This window comes from Rhizobium gallicum bv. gallicum R602sp, from assembly GCF_000816845.1.
Lineage (GTDB): Bacteria > Pseudomonadota > Alphaproteobacteria > Rhizobiales > Rhizobiaceae > Rhizobium > Rhizobium gallicum.
On the sequence record NZ_CP006877.1, the window covers coordinates 1,468,934 to 1,490,873 of the forward strand.

Genomic DNA, 21,940 nt, shown 5'->3' on the forward strand with positions numbered 1-21,940 from the left:
GCGGTGCAAAACGCGCCGCCTGTCATGTGTCTGTCATCAGCGTCCCTCAAAAATCCCCCGTTTCGGATATTCGACACATGGGGGATTTCATGACCATTTCATCGCGCCAGGCTACCCTGGCTGCCGTGCTTCTCGCGTCCGTTGCGTCCCCGGCCGCTGCGGAGCCTGTTTTCAATCGTATTGCGTCCTTCCCGGTTGCCGCAAACCTGCCCGCCGGCAAGGACAAGCTTTCCACGACCTCCGCCGAAATCATCACCGCCACCGATGACGGCAGGACGCTGATTTACAGCGACAGCCCGCTCGGCGCGATCGGCTTCGTCGACATCATCGATGCCAAGGCCCCCAAGGCCGGCGGCGTGCTGATGATGGACGGCGAGCCGACATCCGTTACGTCGGCAGCGGGCAAGGCGCTCGTTGCCGTCAACACCGGCGAGAGTAAGCAGAAGCCTTCCGGCCATCTGGCAATCGTCGACGTCGCCACCAAAAAGATCGAGAACATCTGCGATCTCGGCGGTCAGCCGGATTCGATCGCGCTCAACAAGGAAAAGACGCTCGGCACCATCGCCATCGAAAACGAGCGCGACGAAGACGTCAACGATGGCAAGATCCCGCAGATGCCGGCAGGCGCTCTCGCGATCTTTCAGGTCAAGGACGGAACGGTCGATTGCGGCACGATCAAGCACGTTGCGCTGACCGGCCTCTCGGCCGTCGCGCCGGAGGACCCGGAGCCGGAATTCGTCGCCTTCAACGGCCAAGATGAGATCGCACTGACATTGCAGGAAAACAACGAGATCGTCATCATCGACGCCAAAACCGCGCAGGTGAAGACGCATTTCTCCGCGGGCAGCACGGACCTTTCCGATATCGACACGAAGAAGGACGGGGCGCTAAGGTTTGCTGGCGAACTGAAGGGTGTTCTGCGCGAACCGGACGCTGTGAAATGGCTGGACGACAACCGTCTCGTGGTCGCCAACGAAGGCGATTATGAAGGCGGCTCGCGCGGGTTCACGATCTTCGACAAGACCGGCAAGGTTCTCTACGAAGCCGGCAGCTCCTTCGAGCGCGCCGTGGCGGTTCTCGGCCATTATCCGGACGGCCGCTCTTCCTCGAAGGGCGTCGAACCGGAGGGCCTGGAAGCAGCCACCTTTGGAGGCCTGCAATATTTCTTCGTGCTTGCCGAGCGCGCTTCTGTTGTCGGCGTCTACAAGGACACGGGCGCCGACCCGGAACTGTCGCAGATTTTGCCATCGGGCGTATCGCCGGAAGGCGCTGTCGCCATCCCCTCGCGCAACCTCTTTGCGACCGCCAACGAAGTCGATCTCGGCGAGGACGGCGGCCCGCGCTCGCATGTGATGATCTACGAGCTTGCCGAAGGAGAGAAGGCCTATCCGCAGATCGTCGAGGCCGAGAAGGATGGCAACCCGGTCGGCTTTGCCGCCCTTTCGGGCCTTGCTGCCGTTCCGGAAAAGCCTGGCAAGCTCTTTGCGGTCAGCGACAGCGTGCTCGGCATGCAGCCGACGATCTACACAATCGACGCGACGCAGAAGCCCGCCGTCATCACCGAGACGCTGATGATCAAGCGTGACGGTGCTGCCGCCCAGAAGCTCGACATCGAGGGCATCGCCGTCGATGAGAAGGGCTGGTTCTGGCTCGCTTCCGAAGGCAACAGCGAAAAGCTGCTGCCGCACGCGCTCTACCACGTCAATCCGAAGGGCGAGATCAAGGCCGAGGTCGCCCTGCCGAAGGAGCTGACCGCCAACGAAATCCGCTACGGTTTCGAAGGCGTGACGATCATCGGCTCCGGAGATGATGCAACGCTGTGGATGGCAATTCAGCGCGAATGGAAGGACGACGAGAAGGGCTTCGTCAAGCTCGTCTCTTACAATCTGAAGAGCAAGGAATGGGGCGCCGTGCGCTACCCGCTCGACAAGTCCGAAAACGGCTGGGTCGGTCTTTCGGAAATCTCTGCCCATGGCGACAGCGTCTATATCATCGAGCGCGACAACCTCGTGGGCGATGCAGCGAAGTTGAAGAAGCTCTATAAGGTGGCGATCGCCGATCTCAAGCCCGCCAAGCTCGGCGGCGAGCTACCGGCCGTCGAGAAGACCGAAGCCTACGACTTCGTCAACGAGCTGAAGACGGCCACCAACGGCTACGTGCTCGACAAGATCGAAGGCTTCACCTTCGACGCCGGCGGCAAGGCCTATGCCGTCACCGACAACGACGGGGTCAGCGACTCCTCAGGTGAAACCCTGTTCTTCCCGGTCAATCTGGTCGGCACGAACTGAGGTCCCAGAACTGAAAGGAAATGGCCGGGTCAAACCCGGCGGGTTAAACTAGGCCATTTTTGGTTCTGAAAGGATAGGCTTACCAGCGCTGATGCACATGCGGTGCAATCAGCCGCTCGTAGATCTCGCGGGTCGCGTCCATCACGTCGTGGCAGAGCGGCGCGAGATCGGCGGCCGCTGCGTTGGCCCTTGCCTGTTCGGCGTTGCGCGCACCGGGGATGACCACGGTTACGGCATCGTTCATAAGGATCCAGCGTAGCGCAAAGGCTGCCATGGAGGCGCCCTGCGGCACCAGCTTGCGCACCTCCTCGACCGCTTGCAGGCCGACCTCGAAGGGAACGCCCGCGAAGGTCTCGCCGACATCGAAGGCCTCGCCGTGGCGGTTGAAATTGCGGTGGTCGTCGCTTGCGAACTTGGTGTCACGGGTGATCTTGCCGGAGAGTAGGCCACTTGCGAGCGGCACGCGTGCAATCACGGCGACGTTCTTGCGGCGGGCTTCCTGGAAGAACAGGCGATCGGGGCGCTGACGGAAGATGTTGTAGATGATCTGGATGCTTTCGACGCCCGGAAACTCGATCGCTTTCAAGCCTTCCTCAACCGTCGAAACGCTGACGCCATAGCCCTTGATCTTGCCGGCCTTCTGGAGCTGGTTGAGACCGTCGAAGACTTCCGAACGGTAAAGCACCTCCGTCGGCGGGCAGTGGAGTTGGACGAGGTCAAGGCTGTCGACCTGCAGGTTCTTCAGGCTGCGGTCGATAAAGCCTTCGAGATTGGCCTTGGTATAACCGCCGGCGACATGCGGGTTCAGCCTTCGGCCGGCCTTGGTGGCGACCATCGGGGGCGTGCCGCCACGGCTCTTCAGCACGTCGGCGACGATTTTTTCCGATCGGCCGTCGCCGTAAACGTCCGCTGTGTCGATGAAGGTGATGCCGGCGTCGAGCGCCGCATTGAGGGCCGCCCGGCCGTCAGCCTCGCTGACATCGCCCCAGGAACCGCCGATCTGCCATGCGCCGAACCCGACATTGGTGACTGAAAACGGCATGCGGCCGAAAGAATGCTGTTTCATGGGAATCCTCCATTCGTGATGAAAAGCTCGCACGGCGACTATCAGCCAGGCCCCGGGCGGACAAGCGCCTGCGGGGGAAATAGGGCGCAGACGTTGCTTGTTCGAGAACGGTGCCGAGTGGTCTCATATCTTTCCACTCCACTTCAAATGGGTCGATCGATGACCTACTTTCTGTGAGGGACGCGCCGGATCAAACAAGGAAGAGGCAATAGCATGGAAATCAAGACAGCCGGTTCCCGGCCATCGGCGAAGGCTTCGGCGGACTATTTCGCCGGCACCGTGCGGCTTGATCCGTTGATCGAAGCGCCCGATCCGGCCCGCGTGAGGGTCGTGCACGTGACATTCGAGCCGGGAGCGCGCACTGCGTGGCACACGCATCCTCTGGGCCAGACGCTGATCGTCACGTCCGGCAAGGGGCTTGTGCAGAGCTGGGGCGGCGAAATCCGCGAAATTAGGCCGGGCGACACCGTGTGGTTCGCGGCCGGCGAAAAGCACTGGCATGGCGCAGCCCCGGAAACGGCGATGACGCATATCGCTATCCAGGAATCACTGAATGGCAGCGTCGCCGACTGGATGGAGCAGGTCAGCGACGAGCAATATGCCGGAAAGGCCTGAAGGACGTTAGACGCGAGAAAATGCGTCGGAAGTCCTCTCAACGCTCAGCTCTTGTACGGCGGCTGGACTTTGCCGTGAAAACAATTTCCGGACTGTCATGGTTTTGTCTCCAAACCTGCTTGACACTCAAATGCGAACCCCTTAGTTAGCCGCTCATCGAAGCGGCCTATCCGTTTTGACAAGGATGCGAAAGCTCCGGATGACTTGAAATGAAGTGCGGGTGTAGCTCAGTCGGTTAGAGTGCCGGCCTGTCACGCCGGAGGTCGCGGGTTCGAGCCCCGTCACTCGCGCCATTTTAAGATGTGCCGCAAGGCGCATTCCGGCCTTTCCTTCAAGATGCGCGGGTGTAGCTCAGTCGGTTAGAGTGCCGGCCTGTCACGCCGGAGGTCGCGGGTTCGAGCCCCGTCACTCGCGCCATTCTTTTCTCCGAGCCATGCAGTTTTTGGTTGGCTGCCATGCAACCTCTCGCAACTTGTGCGTATTTGTCGCGACATCGTTGCATCTGCTTGATAATGTCGCATCCTCACAGGTGGAATTGGCTTTCTAAAAGTCTTGCGCCATGGCTCCGGCTGCGCTAACCACGGCTTGTTGCAACGCACGTTCGCTTGCCGGGCATTTGCCCGTTGCGCTGCCTGGCGCATCCGGCAAGCAGGGATGAACATGATGACTGAACTGCTCAGTTCCTATATTCCGATCGCTATCTTCATCGGCATTGCCCTCGTCATCGGCCTGGCGCTTCTGATTGCGCCGTTTGCCGTGGCCTTCAAGGCGCCGGATTCGGAAAAGCTTTCCGCATACGAATGCGGCTTCAACGCCTTCGACGATGCTCGCATGAAATTCGACATCCGCTTCTATCTCGTGTCGATCCTCTTCATCATCTTCGACCTCGAAGTCGCCTTCCTTTTCCCCTGGGCGGTTTCCTTTGGCGCCATCGGCTGGTTCGGCTTCTGGTCCATGATGGTCTTCCTGCTCGTGCTCACCGTCGGCTTTATCTATGAATGGAAGAAGGGAGCCCTGGAATGGCAGTGACGCCCTCAAGCAATCGCACGCTCGTTGCGCCACAGCCGAACGGGATCATCGATCCCGCCACCGGCAAGCCGATCGGCAGCAACGATGCGTTCTTCGGCGAGATCAACAACGAACTGGCCGACAAGGGTTTTCTCGTCACCTCGACCGACGAGCTGATCAACTGGGCGCGTACCGGCTCGCTAATGTGGATGACCTTCGGTCTCGCCTGCTGCGCCGTCGAGATGATGCAGCTGTCGATGCCGCGTTACGACGTCGAGCGTTTCGGCTTTGCGCCGCGCGCTTCGCCGCGCCAGTCGGACGTGATGATTGTTGCTGGCACCCTCACCAACAAGATGGCGCCCGCGCTCCGTAAGGTCTATGACCAGATGCCTGAGCCGCGTTACGTGATCTCGATGGGCTCCTGCGCCAATGGCGGCGGCTACTATCACTATTCTTATTCGGTGGTGCGCGGCTGCGACCGCGTCGTGCCGATCGACATCTACGTGCCGGGCTGTCCCCCCACAGCGGAGGCGCTGCTTTACGGCGTGCTTCTGCTGCAGAAGAAGATCCGGCGCACCGGCACGATCGAGCGGTAAGGGTTAAGGACAAGACATATGAGCGAAGCCCTCACTGAGCTTTCGTCCCATCTCTCGGAGGCGCGTGGCAGCCTAATTGCCGCGACGCAACTGAAATTCGGCGAGCTGACACTGACAACGACGGGCGAAAACCTGATCGCGCTTCTGGCGTTCCTGCGCGATGACGCCAAGTGCGGTTTCATCAACCTGACGGACATCTGCGGCGTCGATTGGCCGCAGCGCGAAAAGCGTTTCGACGTTGTGTATCATCTTTTGTCGCCGAAGCAGAACTTGCGCATCCGCGTGAAGGTCGCGACCGACGAGGATACGCCGGTTCCCTCGGCCTGCGCGGTCTATCCCGGCGCCGACTGGTTCGAGCGCGAGACCTGGGACATGTACGGCGTTCTCTTCACTGGCCACCCGGATCTCCGCCGCATCCTGACCGACTACGGTTTCGAAGGACATCCCCTTCGCAAGGACTTTCCGACGACCGGCTTCGTCGAAGTCCGTTACGACGATGCGGCAAAGCGGGTCGTTTACGAACCGGTGGAACTGAAGCAGGAATTCCGCAACTTCGACTTCATGTCGCCTTGGGAGGGCACCGAATACGTGCTGCCGGGCGATGAGAAGGCGAAGCAGTAGAAGCGAATAGTGAACAGCGACGAGTCGGGAAGGGGTTGCAGACGATAAACTCCGACAGGGATCTCAAGGTCTGGCAGTTGGCGATCGATCGCGCGGTGGACTGCTATCGGATGACCGAGGATCTTCCCAAGTTGGAGATTTGACGGTCTGACGACCCAGGTACGCAGGCAGCAAATTCGATTGCTGCCAATATTGCTGAAGGGCACGGACGTGAAGTCACTGGAAGCTTTATTCGATATCTGCGCATGTCCCAGGTTCGTTGAAGGAATTGGAAACAGGTATTCATTTCTCACCGCGTCGGTTGATCGGCGAGATTGCGTTCAGGCAGATGACCGAAAAGTGCGACGAGATCAGACGGATGATCAGGGCGCTGGTACGGAGTCTCCAGGAGAAACAATGAAACGGAACGAAACCATTCGCTATTCGCCATTCGCCATCCGCCTAACCAGCGGCGCGTTTGGCTTGGAGTTTGCACCATGACCGAACATAACGTCCGCAACTTCAACATCAATTTCGGGCCACAGCATCCGGCGGCGCACGGCGTTCTTCGTCTTGTCCTGGAGCTCGACGGCGAAATTGTGGAGCGCGTCGATCCGCATATCGGCCTGTTGCATCGCGGCACCGAGAAGCTGATCGAAACCAAAACCTATCTGCAGGCCGTTCCTTATTTCGACCGCCTCGATTATGTGGCACCGATGAACCAGGAACATGCCTATGCGCTGGCCGTCGAGAAGCTGCTCGGCATCGAAATCCCGATTCGCGGTCAGCTGATCCGCGTTCTTTATTCGGAAATCGGCCGTATCCTGTCGCATCTCCTCAACGTCACGACCCAGGCCATGGACGTCGGCGCGCTGACGCCGCCGCTCTGGGGCTTCGAAGAGCGCGAAAAGCTGATGGTGTTTTATGAGCGCGCTTCCGGCTCGCGCATGCATGCGGCTTATTTCCGTCCAGGCGGCGTCCATCAGGATCTGCCGGAAAAGCTCGTTCAGGATATCGGCGACTGGTGCGATCCGTTTCTGAAGGCGTTGGACGATATCGACGATCTTCTGACCGGCAACCGCATCTTCAAGCAACGTAACGTCGATATCGGCGTGGTATCGCTGGAAGACTGCTGGGCTTGGGGCTTCTCGGGCGTCATGGTCCGCGGTTCGGGAGCTGCCTGGGACCTGCGCCGTGCGCAGCCTTACGAGTGCTATTCCGATCTCGAGTTCGATATCCCGATCGGCAAGAACGGCGACTGCTATGACCGTTACCTGATCCGCATGATTGAAATGCGTGAATCGGTCCGCATCATGAAGCAGTGCGTGAACCGCCTGCTCGGCGATGCCAGCACTGGACCATTCTCGTCGGTCGACGGCAAGGTGGTGCCGCCGAAGCGCGGCGAGATGAAGCGCTCGATGGAAGCTCTGATCCATCACTTCAAGCTCTATACCGAAGGCTACCACGTTCCGGCCGGCGAAGTTTACGCCGCCGTCGAAGCGCCGAAGGGCGAGTTCGGCGTCTACCTCGTCTCCGACGGCTCCAACAAGCCGTATCGCTGCAAGATCAAAGCTCCGGGCTATGCTCATCTTCAGGCGATGGATTTCATGTGCCGCGGCCACCAATTGGCTGACGTCGCTGCCATTCTCGGCTCGCTCGACATCGTGTTCGGCGAGGTGGATCGCTGATGCAGCTTGCCGCGCTTTCAGCAGCCGTTTTACTCATGGCATCCGGAGCGTTCGCTCAGGAAAATCAGGGATTCGGCCAGAAGCTGGGCGCGCAGGATGTAGCGCCTCCGGGCGACCAGGCCTCCATGGGCGAGCTATTGTCCAGGGGCTATGAAATCAAGGCTGCCGTTCCGAACGGCAACAAGTTCGTTGTGTTTATGCAGAAAGACCAGTCGGCCTATGCTTGCGAGATGCAGTCTCTGACAGCCTCGCGGTGTGGGACCCTAAACTGACAAGGCGTGAGGAAGAATGTCCGTTCGTCGACTAGCCGAAGATCAATTCCAGCCTGCCGCATTCGCCTTCAATGACGAAAACGCGGTTTGGGCGGATAAAACGATCAAGAAATATCCCGCAGGCCGTCAGCAGTCGGCGGTCATCCCGCTGTTGATGCGGGCGCAGGAGCAGGACGGCTGGGTCACACGCGCGGCGATCGAGAAAGTCGCCGACATGCTGGACATGGCCTATATCCGTGTCCTCGAAGTCGCGACCTTCTACACCCAGTTCCAACTGGGTCCGGTCGGAACGCGCGCACACGTCCAGGTCTGCGGCACGACGCCCTGCATGCTGCGCGGCTCTGAAGGCCTGATGAAGGTCTGCAAGAGCAAGATCCACGATCACCCGTTCGAGCGCAATGCCGAAGGCACGCTCTCCTGGGAAGAGGTCGAATGTCTCGGGGCCTGCGTTAACGCACCGATGGTGATGATCGGCAAGGACACTTACGAAGACCTGACGCCGGAGCGCCTCGAAGAGATCATCGACACGTTCAATGCCGGCAATGGCGCAAGCATCAAGCCCGGCCCGCAGATCGACCGTCATTTTTCCTCGCCCGAAGGCGGTCCGACGACGCTTCTGGCGCCGGATCCCAAGCCGAAGGCTTCCGCAAAGAAGGCCGTCGGCGATGCCGTCAGCCTTCCGCCTTCCGAGGCCGGCCGTCCAAAGAGCGGTGACGCTGAAACCAATCCGGCGCTGAAGACGCCCCATACGGCGCCGAAGGCCGCGGCCAAAAATGTCAAGGCCGTCGAGGCTGCGCCGCTGCCTGCACCGGCCGAAAAGCCTGCAAAGGCAGCCGCTGCTCCGGCCGTGAGTAAGCCGGCGCTGACCGACAAGAACCGGCCGGTCGGCATCGAAAAGCCGACAGCTCCGGACGATCTCAAGCTGATCTCGGGCGTCGGTCCGAAGATCGAGGCCATTTTGAACGAACTCGGAATCTTCACCTACGCGCAGGTCGCAGGCTGGAAGAAGGCCGAACGCGACTGGGTCGATGGATACTTGAATTTCAAGGGCCGCATCGAGCGCGACGACTGGGCCAAGCAGGCCAAGGCGCTCGCCAAGGGCGGCGAAGCGGAATATATCAAGATCTTTGGCAAGAAGCCGCGGTAAGAGGTGTGAAGCATGTTACAAGATAAGGACCGCATCTTTACCAATATCTACGGCCTCAAGGACAAGTCCCTGAAAGGCGCGATGAGCCGCGGCCACTGGGACGGCACCAAGCAGATCCTCGAAAAGGGCCGCGACTGGATCGTCAACGAGATGAAGGCGTCTGGCCTTCGCGGCCGTGGCGGCGCAGGTTTTCCGACCGGTCTCAAGTGGTCCTTCATGCCGAAGGAAAGCGATGGCCGGCCGCACTATCTCGTCGTCAATGCCGACGAGTCGGAGCCCGGCACCTGCAAGGACCGCGACATCATGCGCCACGATCCGCATACGCTGATCGAAGGCTGCGTGGTTGCAAGCTTCGCCATGGGCGCGAACGCCGCCTACATCTATGTCCGCGGCGAATATATCCGCGAGCGTGAGGCACTGCAGGCGGCTATCGACGAATGCTATGATGCCGGCCTGCTCGGCAAGAACAACAAGCTCGGCTGGGACATGGAAATTTATGTCCATCACGGCGCCGGCGCTTACATCTGCGGCGAAGAAACCGCCCTGCTCGAAAGCCTTGAGGGCAAGAAGGGGCAGCCGCGCCTGAAGCCGCCGTTCCCGGCCAATATGGGTCTCTACGGCTGCCCGACGACGGTCAACAACGTCGAGTCGATCGCCGTTGCCCCGACGATCCTTCGCCGCGGCGCCGGCTGGTTCTCCTCGATCGGCCGTCCGAACAATGTCGGCACCAAACTTTTCATGCTCTCCGGCCACGTCAATAAGCCGTGCACCGTCGAAGAGGAAATGGGCATTACTTTCCGCGAGCTTGTCGATCGTCACGCCGGTGGCATTCGCGGCGGCTGGGACAACCTGCTCGCCGTCATTCCTGGCGGCGCCTCGTGCCCGATCGTGCCCGCCAAGGACATCATCGATTGCCCGATGGATTTCGACGGCCTGCGCGCTGTCGGTTCGTCCTTCGGCACGGCCGCCGCGATCGTCATGGACAAGTCCACCGACGTCATCAAGGCGATTGCCCGCATCTCGGCTTTCTTCAAGCATGAGAGCTGCGGCCAGTGCACGCCGTGCCGCGAAGGCACCGGCTGGATGTGGCGCGTGATGGAGCGTATGGCCAAGGGCAATGCCCACAAGCGCGAGATCGACATGCTCTTCCAGGTCACCAAGCAGATCGAAGGCCACACCATCTGTGCGCTCGGCGATGCTGCCGCATGGCCGGTGCAGGGTCTGATCCGTAACTTTCGCCCCGAGATCGAAGCGCGCATCGATCAGTACACGGCGAGCGCCATGGATCACGGTGCGGTTCTCGAGGCAGCGGAGTAGGAAGATGACCAAGGCATCTGGCAGCACAGGGAAGGATGGAGTGGCCGATTTCCCGGCGGACTTCGGCCGTCTTGCAGCCGAGATGCTGGAGCGGGCTCTGCCGATGCATCCGCTGATGGCGCCGCCCGTAGCGGCGATGGCTGCGGCAACTGCGATCGGCTTTGGTTTCTCGACGCAGCTTGCTGGCGCTTTTTTCGGCGCTCTGCAGGGTGTGTTCGAGGAGACCAACAGGATGGCGGAAGCCCTTGACGACACGCCGCCGGAGGAACCAAAGCCGCAAGTGCGCATCAAGCCGGAGAGTATCCGGCCGGCAGCGGCGGGGAAGGCCAAGCTTTCGATTGTCGGCGCAACTGGATCAAAGCCTACGGCACCGAAGAAGCCGGCGGCACGCGCGAAGAAGGCAGACGACCTGAAGCTGATTGCCGGCATCGGTCCGAAGCTCGAGCAGGTGCTGAATGCGAAGGGCATTCGGACCTTCGCCGAGATTGCCGCCTGGACGGATGCGGAAATCGCAAAGCTCGACGCCGAACTTGGTTTCAACGGCCGCGTTGTTCGCGACGATTGGACCGGTCAGGCGAAGGCGCTTTCTGCGAAGGGCCGGAAGCGGACGTGATCTTTTCGGCTGACCCAAGCAGCCGGAGGAGAATGGCGAAGCGGCAAGCGGGCAGGAGCCTGCGAACTGCGCGCCGATCGGGTTTCGGGTTTTCCGAATCCTGGAAGGACAATTTGGGCGACACCGGTGCCTGCGGGGGCAAAATCCCGCATGGCAGCGGTCATGTTGCAAAATAGGTTTGTTTGCCGCCATCCGGCGAACGGGAAACAGGACTGAGTGACGATGGCAAAACTGAAGATAGACGGCAACGAGATCGAAGTCCCGGATCATTACACGCTCATCCAGGCGTGTGAGGAAGCCGGCGCTGAAGTTCCGCGCTTCTGCTTCCATGAGCGGCTGTCGGTCGCCGGCAATTGCCGTATGTGCCTTGTTGAGGTGAAGGGCGGTCCGCCGAAGCCGCAGGCATCCTGCGCTATGGGCGTTCGCGACATTCGCGGCGGCCCGAATGGCGAGCTGCCGGAAGTCTTCACCAACACGCCGATGGTCAAGAAGGCCCGCGAAGGCGTCATGGAATTCCTGCTGATCAATCACCCGCTCGATTGCCCGATCTGCGACCAGGGCGGCGAATGCGACCTGCAGGACCAGGCGATGGCCTTCGGCATCGACACCTCGCGCTATCAGGAAGACAAGCGCGCCGTCGAAGACAAGTATATCGGTCCGCTCGTAAAGACGGTCATGAACCGCTGCATCCACTGCACGCGCTGCGTCCGCTTCACGACGGAAGTCGCCGGCATCTCGGAACTCGGCCTGATCGGCCGCGGCGAGGACGCCGAAATCACCACCTATCTCGAACAGGCGATGACCTCCGAGCTGCAGGGCAACGTCGTCGACCTTTGCCCGGTCGGCGCGCTGACGTCGAAACCCTTCGCCTTCACGGCCCGTCCGTGGGAACTGAACAAGACGGAATCGATCGATGTCATGGACGCGCTCGGCTCCGCCATCCGCGTTGATACCCGCGGCCGCGAAGTCATGCGCATCCTGCCGCGCGTCAACGAGGCGATCAACGAGGAGTGGATTTCCGACAAGAGCCGCTTCATCTGGGACGGCCTGAAGACGCAGCGTCTCGACAAACCCTATGTCCGCAAGGGTGGTCGCCTGCAGCCCGCGACCTGGGCGGAAGCCTTCGGCGCGATCAAGACTGCAGTTTCCAAGACGACCGGCGAAAAGATCGGCGCGATCGCCGGCGACCTCGCTTCGGTCGAGGAAATGTACGCGCTCTCCGAACTGGTGAAGTCGCTCGGTTCCGAGAACCTCGACTGTCGCCAGGATGGGACGGCACTTGATCCGTCGCTCGGCCGTGCAAGCTACCTCTTCAACCCGACGATCGAAGGCATCGAACAGGCTGATGCGCTGCTCATCATCGGCGCGAATCCACGCTTCGAGGCTGCCGTGCTCAATGCCCGCATCCGCAAGCGCTGGCGCCGCGGCGGCTTCCCGATCGGCGTGATCGGCGAAGGCGGTGACCTGCGTTATGATTACGAATATCTCGGTGCTGGTCCCGATACGCTGAAGGATCTGGTGGATGGCAACCATGCCTTCGCCAGGGTTCTGGCGGAGGCCAAGACGCCGCTGATCATCATCGGCCAGGGCGCGCTTTCCCGCACGGACGGCGCGGGTGTTCTGGCAAGCGCCGCAAAGCTCGCCGTTAATGTCGGCGCCGTGGCCGAAGGCTGGAACGGTTTTGCCGTCCTGCACACGGCCGCATCGCGTGTCGGCGGCCTTGACCTCGGCTTCGTGCCCGGCGCCAAGGGCGTCAACGGGGCTGCCATGCTGGCCTCCATGGAGGTGCTTTTCCTGCTCGGCGCCGACGAGCTGGACTTCACCGCCAAGAAGGCCAAGCTCACGGTCTATATCGGCTCGCACGGCGACAACGGCGCGCACCATGCCGACGTCATTCTGCCGGCTGCCGCTTATACTGAAAAGTCGGGCACTTGGGTCAATACCGAAGGCCGCGTCCAGATGGGCAGCCGCGCCGGTTTTGCACCGGGCGATGCCCGCGAGGACTGGGCGATCCTGCGTGCGCTCTCCGACGTCCTCGGCAAGAAGCTTCCCTTTGATTCGCTTGCCGAACTGCGCTCGAAACTCTATGCGGCGTTCCCGCATTTCGCCGCCGTCGACGAGATCGCCGAAGGCGACAGCGCCAAAATTGCCGCACTGGCCAAAAAAGCCGGGAAGATGAACAAATCCGGGTTTGCGTCACCGGTCAAAGACTTCTATTTGACGAACCCGATCGCACGCGCCTCGGCTGTCATGGCCGAATGCTCGGCATTGGCCCGCAACAACTTCAAAGTCGCGGCAGAGTAAGGGCAGGGACCATGGACTCTTTCTTTTCCACATATGTCTGGCCGGGGATCATCATGGTCGGCCAGTCGCTTCTCCTGCTGGTCTGCCTTCTGATCTTCATCGCCTATGTGCTCCTTGCCGACCGCAAGATCTGGGCGGCGGTGCAGCTTCGCCGCGGCCCGAACGTCGTCGGCCCCTTCGGCCTGTTCCAGTCCTTTGCCGACCTTTTGAAGTTCGTCTTCAAGGAGCCGATCATCCCGGCGGGTGCCAACAAGGTCGTCTTCCTGATCGCGCCGCTCGTCGCCGTGCTTCTGGCGCTGTCCACCTGGGCGGTCGTGCCGCTCGCAGACGGTTGGGTGATTGCCGACATCAATGTCGGCATCCTCTATATCTTCGCGATCGCCTCGCTCGAGGTCTACGGCATCATCATGGGCGGCTGGGCTTCGAATTCGAAGTATCCGTTCCTCGGCGCTCTCCGCTCCGCCGCACAGATGGTGTCCTACGAAGTCTCGATCGGCTTCGTCATCGTCAGTGTCCTCCTTTGCGTCGGTTCGCTGAACCTGACCGACATCGTCAATGCGCAGCATGACGGCCTTGGAACGATGCTCGGCCTGCCGGCGTCCTTCCTCGATTGGCATTGGCTCGCACTGTTCCCGATGTTCATCGTCTTCTTCGTTTCCGCGCTTGCCGAAACCAACCGTCCGCCCTTCGATCTTCCGGAAGCCGAATCGGAGCTGGTCGCCGGCTTCATGGTCGAATACGGTTCCTCGCCGTACATGATGTTCATGCTTGGCGAATATGCGGCCGTCTGCCTGATGTGCGCGCTGACGACGATCCTCTTCCTCGGCGGCTGGCTGCCCCCGGTTGACGTTTGGTTCCTGAACTGGGTACCGGGTATCATCTGGTTCACGCTGAAGGCCTGCCTGGTGTTCTTCATGTTCGCGATGGTCAAGGCCTTCGTCCCGCGCTACCGCTACGACCAGCTGATGCGCCTCGGCTGGAAGGTCTTCCTTCCGCTGTCGCTCGCCATGGTCGTCATCGTTGCATTCGTGCTGAAGCTGATGGGATGGGCATGATGATGTCCGCCCTCGTTTCAAGCAATTTTGGAGGTTGAAGATGGCAAGTTTGTCCAACGCCGTCGGCTCGCTGTTCCTCAAGGAATTCGTTGGCGCATTCTTCTTGTCGATGCGCTATTTCTTTCGCCAGAAGGCGACGATCAACTACCCCTTCGAAAAGGGTCCTGTCAGCCCGCGCTTCCGCGGCGAACATGCGCTGCGCCGCTATCCGAACGGCGAAGAGCGCTGCATCGCCTGCAAGCTGTGCGAAGCGATCTGTCCCGCTCAGGCGATCACCATTGAAGCTGGACCGCGCCGCAATGACGGCACGCGCCGCACGGTGCGCTACGACATTGACATGGTGAAGTGCATCTATTGTGGCTTCTGCCAGGAGGCCTGCCCGGTCGATGCGATCGTCGAGGGCCCGAATTTCGAATTCGCCACGGAAACCCGCGAAGAGCTTTATTTCGACAAACAGCGGCTTTTGGACAATGGCGACCGGTGGGAACGCGAAATCGCCCGCAACATGGCGATCGACGCACCTTACCGCTGATTGGAATTTGAAATGCCGCGCGGCGGGCACTCGCCTCCCGCGGTCAACATGCACCGGAGCTTTGCGGGCTTGACGTCACGCCAAGCTCCATTCGGGCAGGGAAACTCCCGGCTGCCCGGGGGAAGATGAAAAAGGCACCAACATGGGTCTGCAGGCTCTATTTTTCTATCTTTTCGCCTTTGTCGCGGTAGCGTCGGCGTTCATGGTCATCTCGGCGAAGAATCCGGTTCATTCGGTTCTGTTCTTAATCGTGACCTTCTTCAATGCCGCAGGCCTCTTCCTGCTGCTCGGCGCCGAGTTCCTGGCGATGATCCTGCTCGTTGTCTATGTCGGCGCAGTCGCGGTCCTTTTTCTCTTCGTGGTCATGATGCTCGATATCGACTTCACGGAGCTGCGCGCGGGCGTTCTTGAATACGCACCGATCGGCGGCCTGATCGGTCTGGTTCTTGCGGCCGAACTCATCGTCGTTGTCGGCGGCAGCGTGATCTCTCCGGAAGTCGCAAAGACCGTCGCGATGCCGATCCCGGCCATTACCGAGCGCACCAATACCGCCGCCCTCGGCGACGTGCTCTATACGAACTACGTCTACTTCTTCCAGATCGCCGGCCTGGTGCTTCTTGTCGCAATGATCGGGGCGATCGTGCTGACGCTGAGGCACCGTACCAACATCAAGCGGCAGAACATTCCAAGACAGGTTGCCCGCACGCCCGCAACTGCCGTTGAGGTGGTCACGGTCAAGCCGGGGCAGGGCCTCTAAAGGCAGGGACAAGGAACAAAGAACATGGTCATCGGTCTTTCCCATTACCTGACGGTTAGCGCCATTCTCCTCACGATCGGTATTTTTGGCATCTTCCTCAACCGGAAGAACGTCATCGTCATCTTGATGTCGGTCGAACTCATCCTGCTTGCGGTCAACATCAACATGGTCGCCTTCTCGTCGTTCCTGAACGACATCGTCGGCCAGGTCTTTGCACTTTTCATTCTGACGGTTGCCGCGGCTGAGGCGGCGATCGGTCTTGCAATTCTTGTTGTCTTCTACCGCAACCGCGGCTCGATCGCGGTCGAAGACGTTAATATGATGAAGGGCTGAGTGGCTCATGTTCCTCTATAAGGCTATCGTCTTTCTTCCCTTGATCGGCGCGATGATCGCCGGCCTCTTCGGCCGTGCGATCGGCGCCAAGGCATCGGAATACGTCACCTGCGGCCTGATGATCGTCGCTGCCGTCCTGTCCTGGTACGTCTTCCTCACCGTCGGCATGGGGCATCTCGAAGGCGGGCCGATCAAGGTCGAGGTCCTGCGCTGGATCCAGTCCGGCGGCATCGACGTTTCCTGGTCGCTGCGCGTCGACACGCTCACCTCCGTCATGCTGATCGTCGTCAACACGGTCTCGACGCTGGTGCATATCTACTCGATCGGATACATGCACCATGATCCGCATCGTCCGCGCTTCTTCGCCTATCTCTCGCTCTTCACCTTCGCAATGCTGATGCTGGTGACCTCCGACAACCTCGCCCAGATGTTCTTCGGCTGGGAAGGCGTGGGTCTGGCTTCGTATCTGCTCATCGGGTTCTGGTACAAGAAACCGTCGGCAAACGCCGCCGCAATCAAGGCCTTCGTCGTCAACCGCGTCGGCGACTTCGGCTTCGTACTCGGTATTGCCGGCATCTTCGTTCTATTCGGTTCGATCAACCTCGACACGATCTTCGCCAATGCCTCGAGCTTCGCGCCGCATGAGGGCGTCGAATCCGCGGGTGAAGTCGTACTTAACCTCTTCGGCATGCAGCTCGACAAGGCGCATGCGCTGACCGGCATCTGCCTGTTGCTCTTCATGGGCGCGATGGGCAAGTCCGCTCAATTCCTGCTGCATACCTGGCTGCCGGACGCTATGGAAGGCCCGACTCCGGTTTCGGCACTCATCCACGCCGCGACCATGGTCACCGCCGGCGTCTTCCTCGTCGCACGCATGTCGCCGCTCTTTGAATTGTCGCCCGATGCGCTGGTCTTCGTCACCATGATTGGCGCGATCACCGCCTTCTTCGCGGCGACCGTCGGTCTCGTGCAGAACGACATCAAGCGCGTCATCGCCTATTCGACCTGCTCGCAGCTCGGCTACATGTTCGTGGCGCTCGGCGTCGGGGCCTACGGTGCGGCGATCTTCCACCTCTTCACACACGCCTTCTTCAAGGCGCTGCTCTTCCTCGGCGCCGGATCGGTGATCCATGCCGTCGACGGCGAGCAGGACATGCGTTACATGGGCGGCCTTCGTAGGCACATCCCGGTTACCTTCTGGATGATGACGATCGGCACGCTGGCGCTGACCGGCGTCGGCATTCCGTTCACGCCGGTCGGTTTCGCCGGCTTCTTCTCGAAGGACGTGATTATCGAAGCGACCTACGCCTCGCATTCACCGGTTGCAGGCTTCGCGTTTACGCTTCTGGTGATCGCGGCCCTGTTCACGAGCTTCTATTCCTGGCGTCTTGCCTTCCTCACCTTCTTCGGCACGCCGCGTGCCTCGCACGAGGTGATGCACCACGTCCACGAATCGCCGCAGGTCATGCTCGTGCCGCTCTATCTTCTGGCGGTCGGCGCGGTTCTCGCGGGTGTCCTGTTCGAGGGCTATTTCTACGGCCACCACTATGCCGAGTTCTGGAAAGGCGCGCTCTTTACCGGCGCCGAAAACGAATTGCTGGAAGAATTCCACCACGTGCCGGCGTGGGTGGCGCTGAGCCCGTTCATCGCGATGCTTCTCGGCTTCGTGACGGCCTGGTACATGTATATCAAGTCGCCCTCGACGCCGCGCGTTCTCGCGCAGCAGCACCGCGTGCTTTACCAGTTCCTGCTCAACAAGTGGTACTTCGACGAGCTCTACGATTTCCTCTTCGTCCGTTCCGCCAAGGCGCTCGGCCGCTTCCTGTGGAAGAAGGGTGATATCGGAGTCATCGACGCTTACGGCCCGAACGGCGTTGCCGCCCGCGTCGTCGACGTCACCAATCGCGTCGTCCGCCTGCAGACCGGTTACCTCTATCACTATGCCTTCGCGATGCTGATCGGCATTGCCGCACTCGTTACCTGGATGATGCTCGGGAGTTCCTTCTGATGACCGATTGGCCCATTCTTTCAACGGTCACCTTCTTGCCGCTCGTCGGCGTGGTGCTTCTGCTGCTGATGAGCGAAAACGGCCCGAGCGGCAGGCGCAACGTGCTTAACATCTCGTTGATCACGACGATCGTTACGTTCATCGTTTCGCTGTTCATCTGGATCGGTTTCGACAATGCGAATCCGGGCTTCCAGATGGTCGAGAAACATAGCTGGCTCGGCACGGGCATCGGTTATCATGTCGGCGTCGACGGCATCTCGATGCTGTTCGTCGTCCTGACGACGGTCCTCATGCCCTTCTGCATTCTGGCGAGCTGGCTTTCCATCGAAAAGCGCCTGAAGGAATACATGATCGCCTTCCTCATCCTTGAAGTGATGATGGTCGGTGTCTTCGTATCGCTCGATATCGTGCTCTTCTACGTCTTCTTCGAAGCGGGTCTCATTCCGATGTTCCTCATCATCGGCGTCTGGGGTGGCAGGGACCGCGTTTACGCAAGCTACAAGTTCTTCCTCTACACGCTGCTCGGTTCGGTATTGATGCTGCTCGCCATCATGGCGATGTACTGGCAGGCCGGCACGACGGATATTTCCGCGCTGCTTTCCTACAAGTTCCCGCCTGCGATGCAGACCTGGCTGTGGCTTGCCTTCTTCGCCTCTTTTGCGGTGAAGATGCCGATGTGGCCGGTTCACACCTGGCTGCCGGATGCGCACGTCCAGGCACCGACGGCCGGGTCCGTCATCCTGGCGGGCGTGCTGCTGAAGCTTGGCGGTTACGGCCTCATCCGCTTCTCACTCGGCATGTTCCCGGTCGCGTCCGATTTCTTCGCGCCGCTGGTCTTCGCCCTGTCGGTGATCGCCATCATCTACACCTCGCTGGTCGCGATGATGCAGGACGACATCAAGAAGCTGATCGCCTATTCGTCGGTTGCTCACATGGGCTACGTCACCATGGGCGTCTTCGCGGCGAACATGCAGGGCGTGCAGGGCTCGATCTTCCAGATGCTGTCGCACGGCATCGTTTCGGGCGCGCTCTTCCTTTGCGTCGGCGTCGTCTATGACCGCACTCATACCCGAGAGATCGTGGCTTATGGCGGCCTGGTCAACAACATGCCGAAATATGCCGTCGCCTTCATGGTCTTCACCATGGCGAATGTCGGCCTTCCGGGCACCTCGGGCTTCATCGGCGAATTCCTGACGCTGATGGGCGTCTTCCGCGTCAATACATGGGTAGCGCTCTTCGCCGCAACCGGCGTGATCCTGTCGGCAGCCTACGCTCTGTGGCTCTACCGCCGCGTGATCTTCGGCGCGCTGGAAAAGGAAAAGCTGAAGGCGCTTCTCGATCTGTCGCCGCGCGAGCAACTGATCCTCTATCCATTGGTGGCACTGACGATCTTCTTCGGCGTCTATCCGGCGCCGGTCTTCGATGCGACGGCCGCCTCCGTGGATATGCTGGTGAACAACTATACGGCCGCCGTAAACGCTGCGCACGACGTTGCGCTGTCGATGAATTGATGACGGGACTTTTTGGACATGACCGCTGAAACCATTCTCGCAAGCCTGCATCTTTCCGCGCCGGAGATCATCCTCGCGGTCGGCGCCCTTGTCCTGCTCATGATCGGCGTCTTTGCGGGCGAGCGGTCGGGCCGTATGGTGAGCGTTCTGGCGCTGATCCTGTTTGCGGCCTCTGCGCTGTGGCTGATCTTCGTGCCGGGCGATGGTCTCGCTTACGGCGGCGTCTACCAGGCGGACGGTTTCTCCCGCTTCATGAAGATCACCGCGCTCGTCGGCTCCTTCGCAGCGCTCTTCATGTCGATCGGTCTTGCCAGGGAAAACCAGCTCGACAAGTTCGAGTTCCCGGTCCTGCTCGTGCTCTGCACCCTCGGCATCTTGCTGATGATCTCGGCAAACGACCTGATCGCGCTCTATCTCGGTCTCGAGCTGCAATCGCTGGCGATCTACGTCGTGGCGGCGATCAACCGGGAGAACCTGAAGTCCACCGAAGCGGGCCTCAAGTATTTCGTTCTCGGCGCGCTTTCCTCGGGCTTGCTGCTTTACGGCATGTCGTTGGTCTACGGCTTCACCGGCCATACGCATTTCGACGATATCGCCCAGGCGCTTTCCGCCGAAGGTGCCCGCTCGCTTGGCCTGGTCTTCGGCTTGGTCTTCATCCTCGCGGGCATTGCCTTCAAGATCTCGGCGGTCCCGTTCCACATGTGGACGCCGGACGTTTACGAAGGTGCGCCGACCCCGGTCACCGCCTTTCTAGCAAGCGCGCCGAAGGTTGCGGCCATGGCCATGATGACGCGCATCGTCATCACCGCCTTCCAGCCGGTCATCGCCGACTGGCAGCAGGTCGTGGTCTTCATCTCGATTGCCTCGATGCTGCTCGGCGCCTTCGCCGCCATCGGGCAGCGGAACATCAAGCGTCTGATGGCCTACTCCTCGATCGGTCACATGGGCTATGCGCTCGTCGGGCTTGCCGCCGGCAACCAGACCGGCGTGACGGGCGTGATGCTCTACATGGTCATCTATATGGTCATGACGCTCGGCTCCTTCGCGATCATCATGTCGATGCGCCGCAAGGACGGCACGGTCGTCGAAGCTGTCGACGATCTCGCCGGCCTTTCCAGCACGAACCCCTTCATGGCGACGGTGCTGACGGCCCTGATGTTCTCGCTCGCCGGCATTCCGCCGCTTGCAGGCTTCTTCGCGAAGTACTTCGTCTTCGTCGCTGCCATCGAAGCCAAGCTCTATGCGCTCGCCATCATCGGCGTTCTCGCCTCGGTCGTCGGGGCCTACTATTATCTGCGTGTCATCAAACTGATGTGGTTTGATGAAGCGACGGATGAGTTTGCCCGCGTTTCCGGCCCACTTCGCCTCGTCTTCGGCCTTTCCGGCCTGTTCGTTCTTGCCTATGTCGTTATCGGTGGCCCGATTGGCGGTGCGGCCGAGCTCGCGGCTGCGACGCTCTTTTGATGATGTTTCCCGTGCGGCGCCGGATATCGCTCGGCGATTTCCGGCACGAGGCGCTGTCGGAAACATCCTCCACCAACAGCGAATGCCTTGCCCGTGCCAGGGCAGGGGACGATGGCTTCCTGTGGGTGACCGCGGAAAAGCAGACCAGTGGCCGCGGCCGCCGCGGCCGCGCGTGGGCTTCGGAACGGGGCAATCTCTACGCTTCCCTTCTCTTGATCGATCCGGCGCCGATGGAGCGCCTTTCGTCGCTTCCGCTGGCAATCGCCGTTGCCGTGCATCAGGCAATCCGCATGGTTCTGCCGCCTGGCGCAGCACCGCTCGAGGTGAAGTGGCCGAACGACATCCTGATCGGCCGCAGGAAGACCTGCGGAATCCTCGTCGAAGGTGAAAAACTTGCAGATGAGCGCTACGCGCTGGTGATCGGGATCGGCATCAACGTCGCCCTCATGCCCGACAATCCGCTCTACCCGGTGACCTGTCTGCGCCAAGAGGGAAGTACCGCCGCCCCCGAAGAACTCTTCGCCCATCTCTTCGCTTCGACGGCAGAGGTGCTCGATATTTGGAACGAAGGACGAGGCGTTCGCGAGATCACCGCCCGTTGGCGGGATGTCGCCTGCGGCATCGGCGAGAAGATCACGGTCAATCTGCCGGACCGCTCGATTTCCGGACAATTCGCCGGGATTGATGATAATGGCTTGTTGATGCTCGAAACCGGCACGGGCAAGATGATGCAGATTGCCGCCGGGGATGTATTTTTTGGATAGTG

At 60.6% G+C, this 21,940-nt stretch carries 21 protein-coding genes and 2 tRNA genes; 22 read left to right on the top strand and 1 reads right to left on the bottom strand.

Going from position 1 to position 21,940, the window contains the following annotated elements:
• The first annotated feature begins 77 nt into the window (after positions 1–77).
• Positions 78–2,288: an esterase-like activity of phytase family protein gene (locus RGR602_RS07215; protein ID WP_203226189.1), complete on the top strand. Its 2,211-nt coding sequence runs from the start codon at positions 78–80 to the stop codon at positions 2,286–2,288.
• A gap of 79 nt (positions 2,289–2,367) precedes the next feature.
• Here RGR602_RS07215 and RGR602_RS07220 read toward each other — a convergent pair whose 3' ends face one another.
• Positions 2,368–3,354 (bottom strand): aldo/keto reductase, encoded by a 987-nt coding sequence (locus RGR602_RS07220; RefSeq protein ID WP_039844553.1) that lies wholly within the window; start codon positions 3,352–3,354, stop codon positions 2,368–2,370.
• Between the two features lie 213 nt (positions 3,355–3,567).
• On the opposite strand from RGR602_RS07220, the gene RGR602_RS07225 reads away from it, so the two are divergent.
• From RGR602_RS07225 to RGR602_RS07325, 21 genes are all read left to right on the top strand, one after another.
• Positions 3,568–3,969 (top strand): (R)-mandelonitrile lyase, encoded by a 402-nt coding sequence (locus RGR602_RS07225; protein ID WP_039844554.1) that lies wholly within the window; start codon positions 3,568–3,570, stop codon positions 3,967–3,969.
• 216 nt (positions 3,970–4,185) lie between these two features.
• Positions 4,186–4,262 (top strand) — tRNA-Asp (locus RGR602_RS07230).
• A gap of 47 nt (positions 4,263–4,309) precedes the next feature.
• Positions 4,310–4,386, top strand: a tRNA-Asp gene (locus RGR602_RS07235).
• 246 nt (positions 4,387–4,632) lie between these two features.
• Positions 4,633–4,998, top strand: coding sequence for an NADH-quinone oxidoreductase subunit A (locus RGR602_RS07240; RefSeq protein ID WP_028739579.1), 366 nt, complete (start codon positions 4,633–4,635; stop codon positions 4,996–4,998).
• Positions 4,989–5,573: a NuoB/complex I 20 kDa subunit family protein gene (locus RGR602_RS07245; protein ID WP_039844555.1), complete on the top strand. Its 585-nt coding sequence runs from the start codon at positions 4,989–4,991 to the stop codon at positions 5,571–5,573. The genes RGR602_RS07240 and RGR602_RS07245 overlap by 10 nt, the downstream gene beginning before the upstream one ends.
• 18 nt (positions 5,574–5,591) lie before the next feature.
• The gene (locus tag RGR602_RS07250; protein WP_039844556.1) at positions 5,592–6,194 is read left to right on the top strand and encodes an NADH-quinone oxidoreductase subunit C; all 603 of its coding nucleotides are present in this window, start codon (positions 5,592–5,594) and stop codon (positions 6,192–6,194) included.
• Positions 6,195–6,385: 191 nt separating this feature from the next.
• Positions 6,386–6,457, top strand: coding sequence for a hypothetical protein (locus RGR602_RS39625; protein WP_407692051.1), 72 nt, complete (start codon positions 6,386–6,388; stop codon positions 6,455–6,457).
• A 213-nt stretch (positions 6,458–6,670) separates the two neighbouring features.
• A complete protein-coding gene (locus RGR602_RS07260) occupies positions 6,671–7,861 on the top strand; it encodes an NADH-quinone oxidoreductase subunit D (protein WP_022714819.1) in 1,191 nt (396 codons plus the stop codon).
• Positions 7,861–8,133 (top strand): hypothetical protein, encoded by a 273-nt coding sequence (locus tag RGR602_RS07265; RefSeq protein WP_039844557.1) that lies wholly within the window; start codon positions 7,861–7,863, stop codon positions 8,131–8,133. Before RGR602_RS07260 ends, RGR602_RS07265 begins: the two co-directional genes overlap by 1 nt.
• Positions 8,134–8,149: 16 nt before the next feature.
• Positions 8,150–9,280: an NADH-quinone oxidoreductase subunit E gene (locus RGR602_RS07270; RefSeq protein WP_039844558.1), complete on the top strand. Its 1,131-nt coding sequence runs from the start codon at positions 8,150–8,152 to the stop codon at positions 9,278–9,280.
• 12 nt (positions 9,281–9,292) lie between these two features.
• Complete coding sequence (gene nuoF, locus RGR602_RS07275; RefSeq protein WP_022714822.1) at positions 9,293–10,597, top strand: NADH-quinone oxidoreductase subunit NuoF; 1,305 nt, start codon at positions 9,293–9,295, stop codon at positions 10,595–10,597.
• Positions 10,598–10,601: 4 nt separating this feature from the next.
• Positions 10,602–11,210 (top strand): NADH-ubiquinone oxidoreductase, encoded by a 609-nt coding sequence (locus RGR602_RS07280; protein ID WP_039844559.1) that lies wholly within the window; start codon positions 10,602–10,604, stop codon positions 11,208–11,210.
• Positions 11,211–11,432: 222 nt separating this feature from the next.
• Positions 11,433–13,514, top strand: coding sequence for an NADH-quinone oxidoreductase subunit NuoG (gene nuoG, locus RGR602_RS07285; protein WP_039844560.1), 2,082 nt, complete (start codon positions 11,433–11,435; stop codon positions 13,512–13,514).
• A gap of 11 nt (positions 13,515–13,525) precedes the next feature.
• Complete coding sequence (gene nuoH, locus RGR602_RS07290) at positions 13,526–14,569, top strand: NADH-quinone oxidoreductase subunit NuoH (protein ID WP_039844561.1); 1,044 nt, start codon at positions 13,526–13,528, stop codon at positions 14,567–14,569.
• Positions 14,570–14,609: 40 nt separating this feature from the next.
• Entirely contained in the window at positions 14,610–15,101 is a 492-nt protein-coding gene (gene nuoI / locus RGR602_RS07295) for an NADH-quinone oxidoreductase subunit NuoI (protein WP_039844562.1), read from the top strand.
• Positions 15,102–15,243: 142 nt separating this feature from the next.
• Positions 15,244–15,858 carry an NADH-quinone oxidoreductase subunit J gene (locus RGR602_RS07300; RefSeq protein WP_022714827.1) on the top strand — a complete coding sequence of 205 codons (615 nt, stop codon included), beginning with the start codon at positions 15,244–15,246 and terminating at the stop codon, positions 15,856–15,858.
• Positions 15,859–15,882: 24 nt separating this feature from the next.
• Entirely contained in the window at positions 15,883–16,191 is a 309-nt protein-coding gene (nuoK, locus tag RGR602_RS07305; protein WP_039844563.1) for an NADH-quinone oxidoreductase subunit NuoK, read from the top strand.
• 7 nt (positions 16,192–16,198) lie between these two features.
• Positions 16,199–18,199, top strand: a complete 2,001-nt coding sequence (gene nuoL, locus RGR602_RS07310) for an NADH-quinone oxidoreductase subunit L (protein ID WP_039844564.1) — start codon at positions 16,199–16,201, stop codon at positions 18,197–18,199.
• Positions 18,199–19,710 (top strand): NADH-quinone oxidoreductase subunit M, encoded by a 1,512-nt coding sequence (locus RGR602_RS07315; protein WP_039844565.1) that lies wholly within the window; start codon positions 18,199–18,201, stop codon positions 19,708–19,710. Before nuoL ends, RGR602_RS07315 begins: the two co-directional genes overlap by 1 nt.
• An 18-nt stretch (positions 19,711–19,728) precedes the next feature.
• Positions 19,729–21,174, top strand: coding sequence for an NADH-quinone oxidoreductase subunit NuoN (gene nuoN / locus RGR602_RS07320; protein ID WP_039844566.1), 1,446 nt, complete (start codon positions 19,729–19,731; stop codon positions 21,172–21,174).
• Positions 21,174–21,938, top strand: coding sequence for a biotin--[acetyl-CoA-carboxylase] ligase (locus RGR602_RS07325; protein ID WP_039844567.1), 765 nt, complete (start codon positions 21,174–21,176; stop codon positions 21,936–21,938). Before nuoN ends, RGR602_RS07325 begins: the two co-directional genes overlap by 1 nt.
• Positions 21,939–21,940 lie beyond the last annotated feature (2 nt).

Excerpts from the sequence above, each read along its gene's own strand:
- nuoH (WP_039844561.1), top strand. The coding sequence starts at position 13,526 with ATGGACTCTTTCTTTTCCACATATGTCTGGCCGGGGATCATCATGGTC.
- nuoK (WP_039844563.1), top strand. The coding sequence starts at position 15,883 with ATGGTCATCGGTCTTTCCCATTACCTGACGGTTAGCGCCATTCTCCTC.
- RGR602_RS07220 (WP_039844553.1), bottom strand. The coding sequence starts at position 3,354 with ATGAAACAGCATTCTTTCGGCCGCATGCCGTTTTCAGTCACCAATGTC.
- nuoL (WP_039844564.1), top strand. The coding sequence starts at position 16,199 with ATGTTCCTCTATAAGGCTATCGTCTTTCTTCCCTTGATCGGCGCGATG.
- RGR602_RS07315 (WP_039844565.1), top strand. The coding sequence starts at position 18,199 with ATGACCGATTGGCCCATTCTTTCAACGGTCACCTTCTTGCCGCTCGTC.
- RGR602_RS07265 (WP_039844557.1), top strand. The coding sequence starts at position 7,861 with ATGCAGCTTGCCGCGCTTTCAGCAGCCGTTTTACTCATGGCATCCGGA.
- RGR602_RS07280 (WP_039844559.1), top strand. The coding sequence starts at position 10,602 with ATGACCAAGGCATCTGGCAGCACAGGGAAGGATGGAGTGGCCGATTTC.
- RGR602_RS07240 (WP_028739579.1), top strand. The coding sequence starts at position 4,633 with ATGACTGAACTGCTCAGTTCCTATATTCCGATCGCTATCTTCATCGGC.
- RGR602_RS07250 (WP_039844556.1), top strand. The coding sequence starts at position 5,592 with ATGAGCGAAGCCCTCACTGAGCTTTCGTCCCATCTCTCGGAGGCGCGT.
- RGR602_RS07325 (WP_039844567.1), top strand. The coding sequence starts at position 21,174 with ATGATGTTTCCCGTGCGGCGCCGGATATCGCTCGGCGATTTCCGGCAC.
- RGR602_RS07300 (WP_022714827.1), top strand. The coding sequence starts at position 15,244 with ATGGGTCTGCAGGCTCTATTTTTCTATCTTTTCGCCTTTGTCGCGGTA.
- RGR602_RS07245 (WP_039844555.1), top strand. The coding sequence starts at position 4,989 with ATGGCAGTGACGCCCTCAAGCAATCGCACGCTCGTTGCGCCACAGCCG.
- RGR602_RS07270 (WP_039844558.1), top strand. The coding sequence starts at position 8,150 with ATGTCCGTTCGTCGACTAGCCGAAGATCAATTCCAGCCTGCCGCATTC.
- RGR602_RS07215 (WP_203226189.1), top strand. The coding sequence starts at position 78 with ATGGGGGATTTCATGACCATTTCATCGCGCCAGGCTACCCTGGCTGCC.
- nuoI (WP_039844562.1), top strand. The coding sequence starts at position 14,610 with ATGGCAAGTTTGTCCAACGCCGTCGGCTCGCTGTTCCTCAAGGAATTC.
- nuoG (WP_039844560.1), top strand. The coding sequence starts at position 11,433 with ATGGCAAAACTGAAGATAGACGGCAACGAGATCGAAGTCCCGGATCAT.
- RGR602_RS07260 (WP_022714819.1), top strand. The coding sequence starts at position 6,671 with ATGACCGAACATAACGTCCGCAACTTCAACATCAATTTCGGGCCACAG.
- nuoN (WP_039844566.1), top strand. The coding sequence starts at position 19,729 with ATGACCGCTGAAACCATTCTCGCAAGCCTGCATCTTTCCGCGCCGGAG.
- nuoF (WP_022714822.1), top strand. The coding sequence starts at position 9,293 with ATGTTACAAGATAAGGACCGCATCTTTACCAATATCTACGGCCTCAAG.
- RGR602_RS07225 (WP_039844554.1), top strand. The coding sequence starts at position 3,568 with ATGGAAATCAAGACAGCCGGTTCCCGGCCATCGGCGAAGGCTTCGGCG.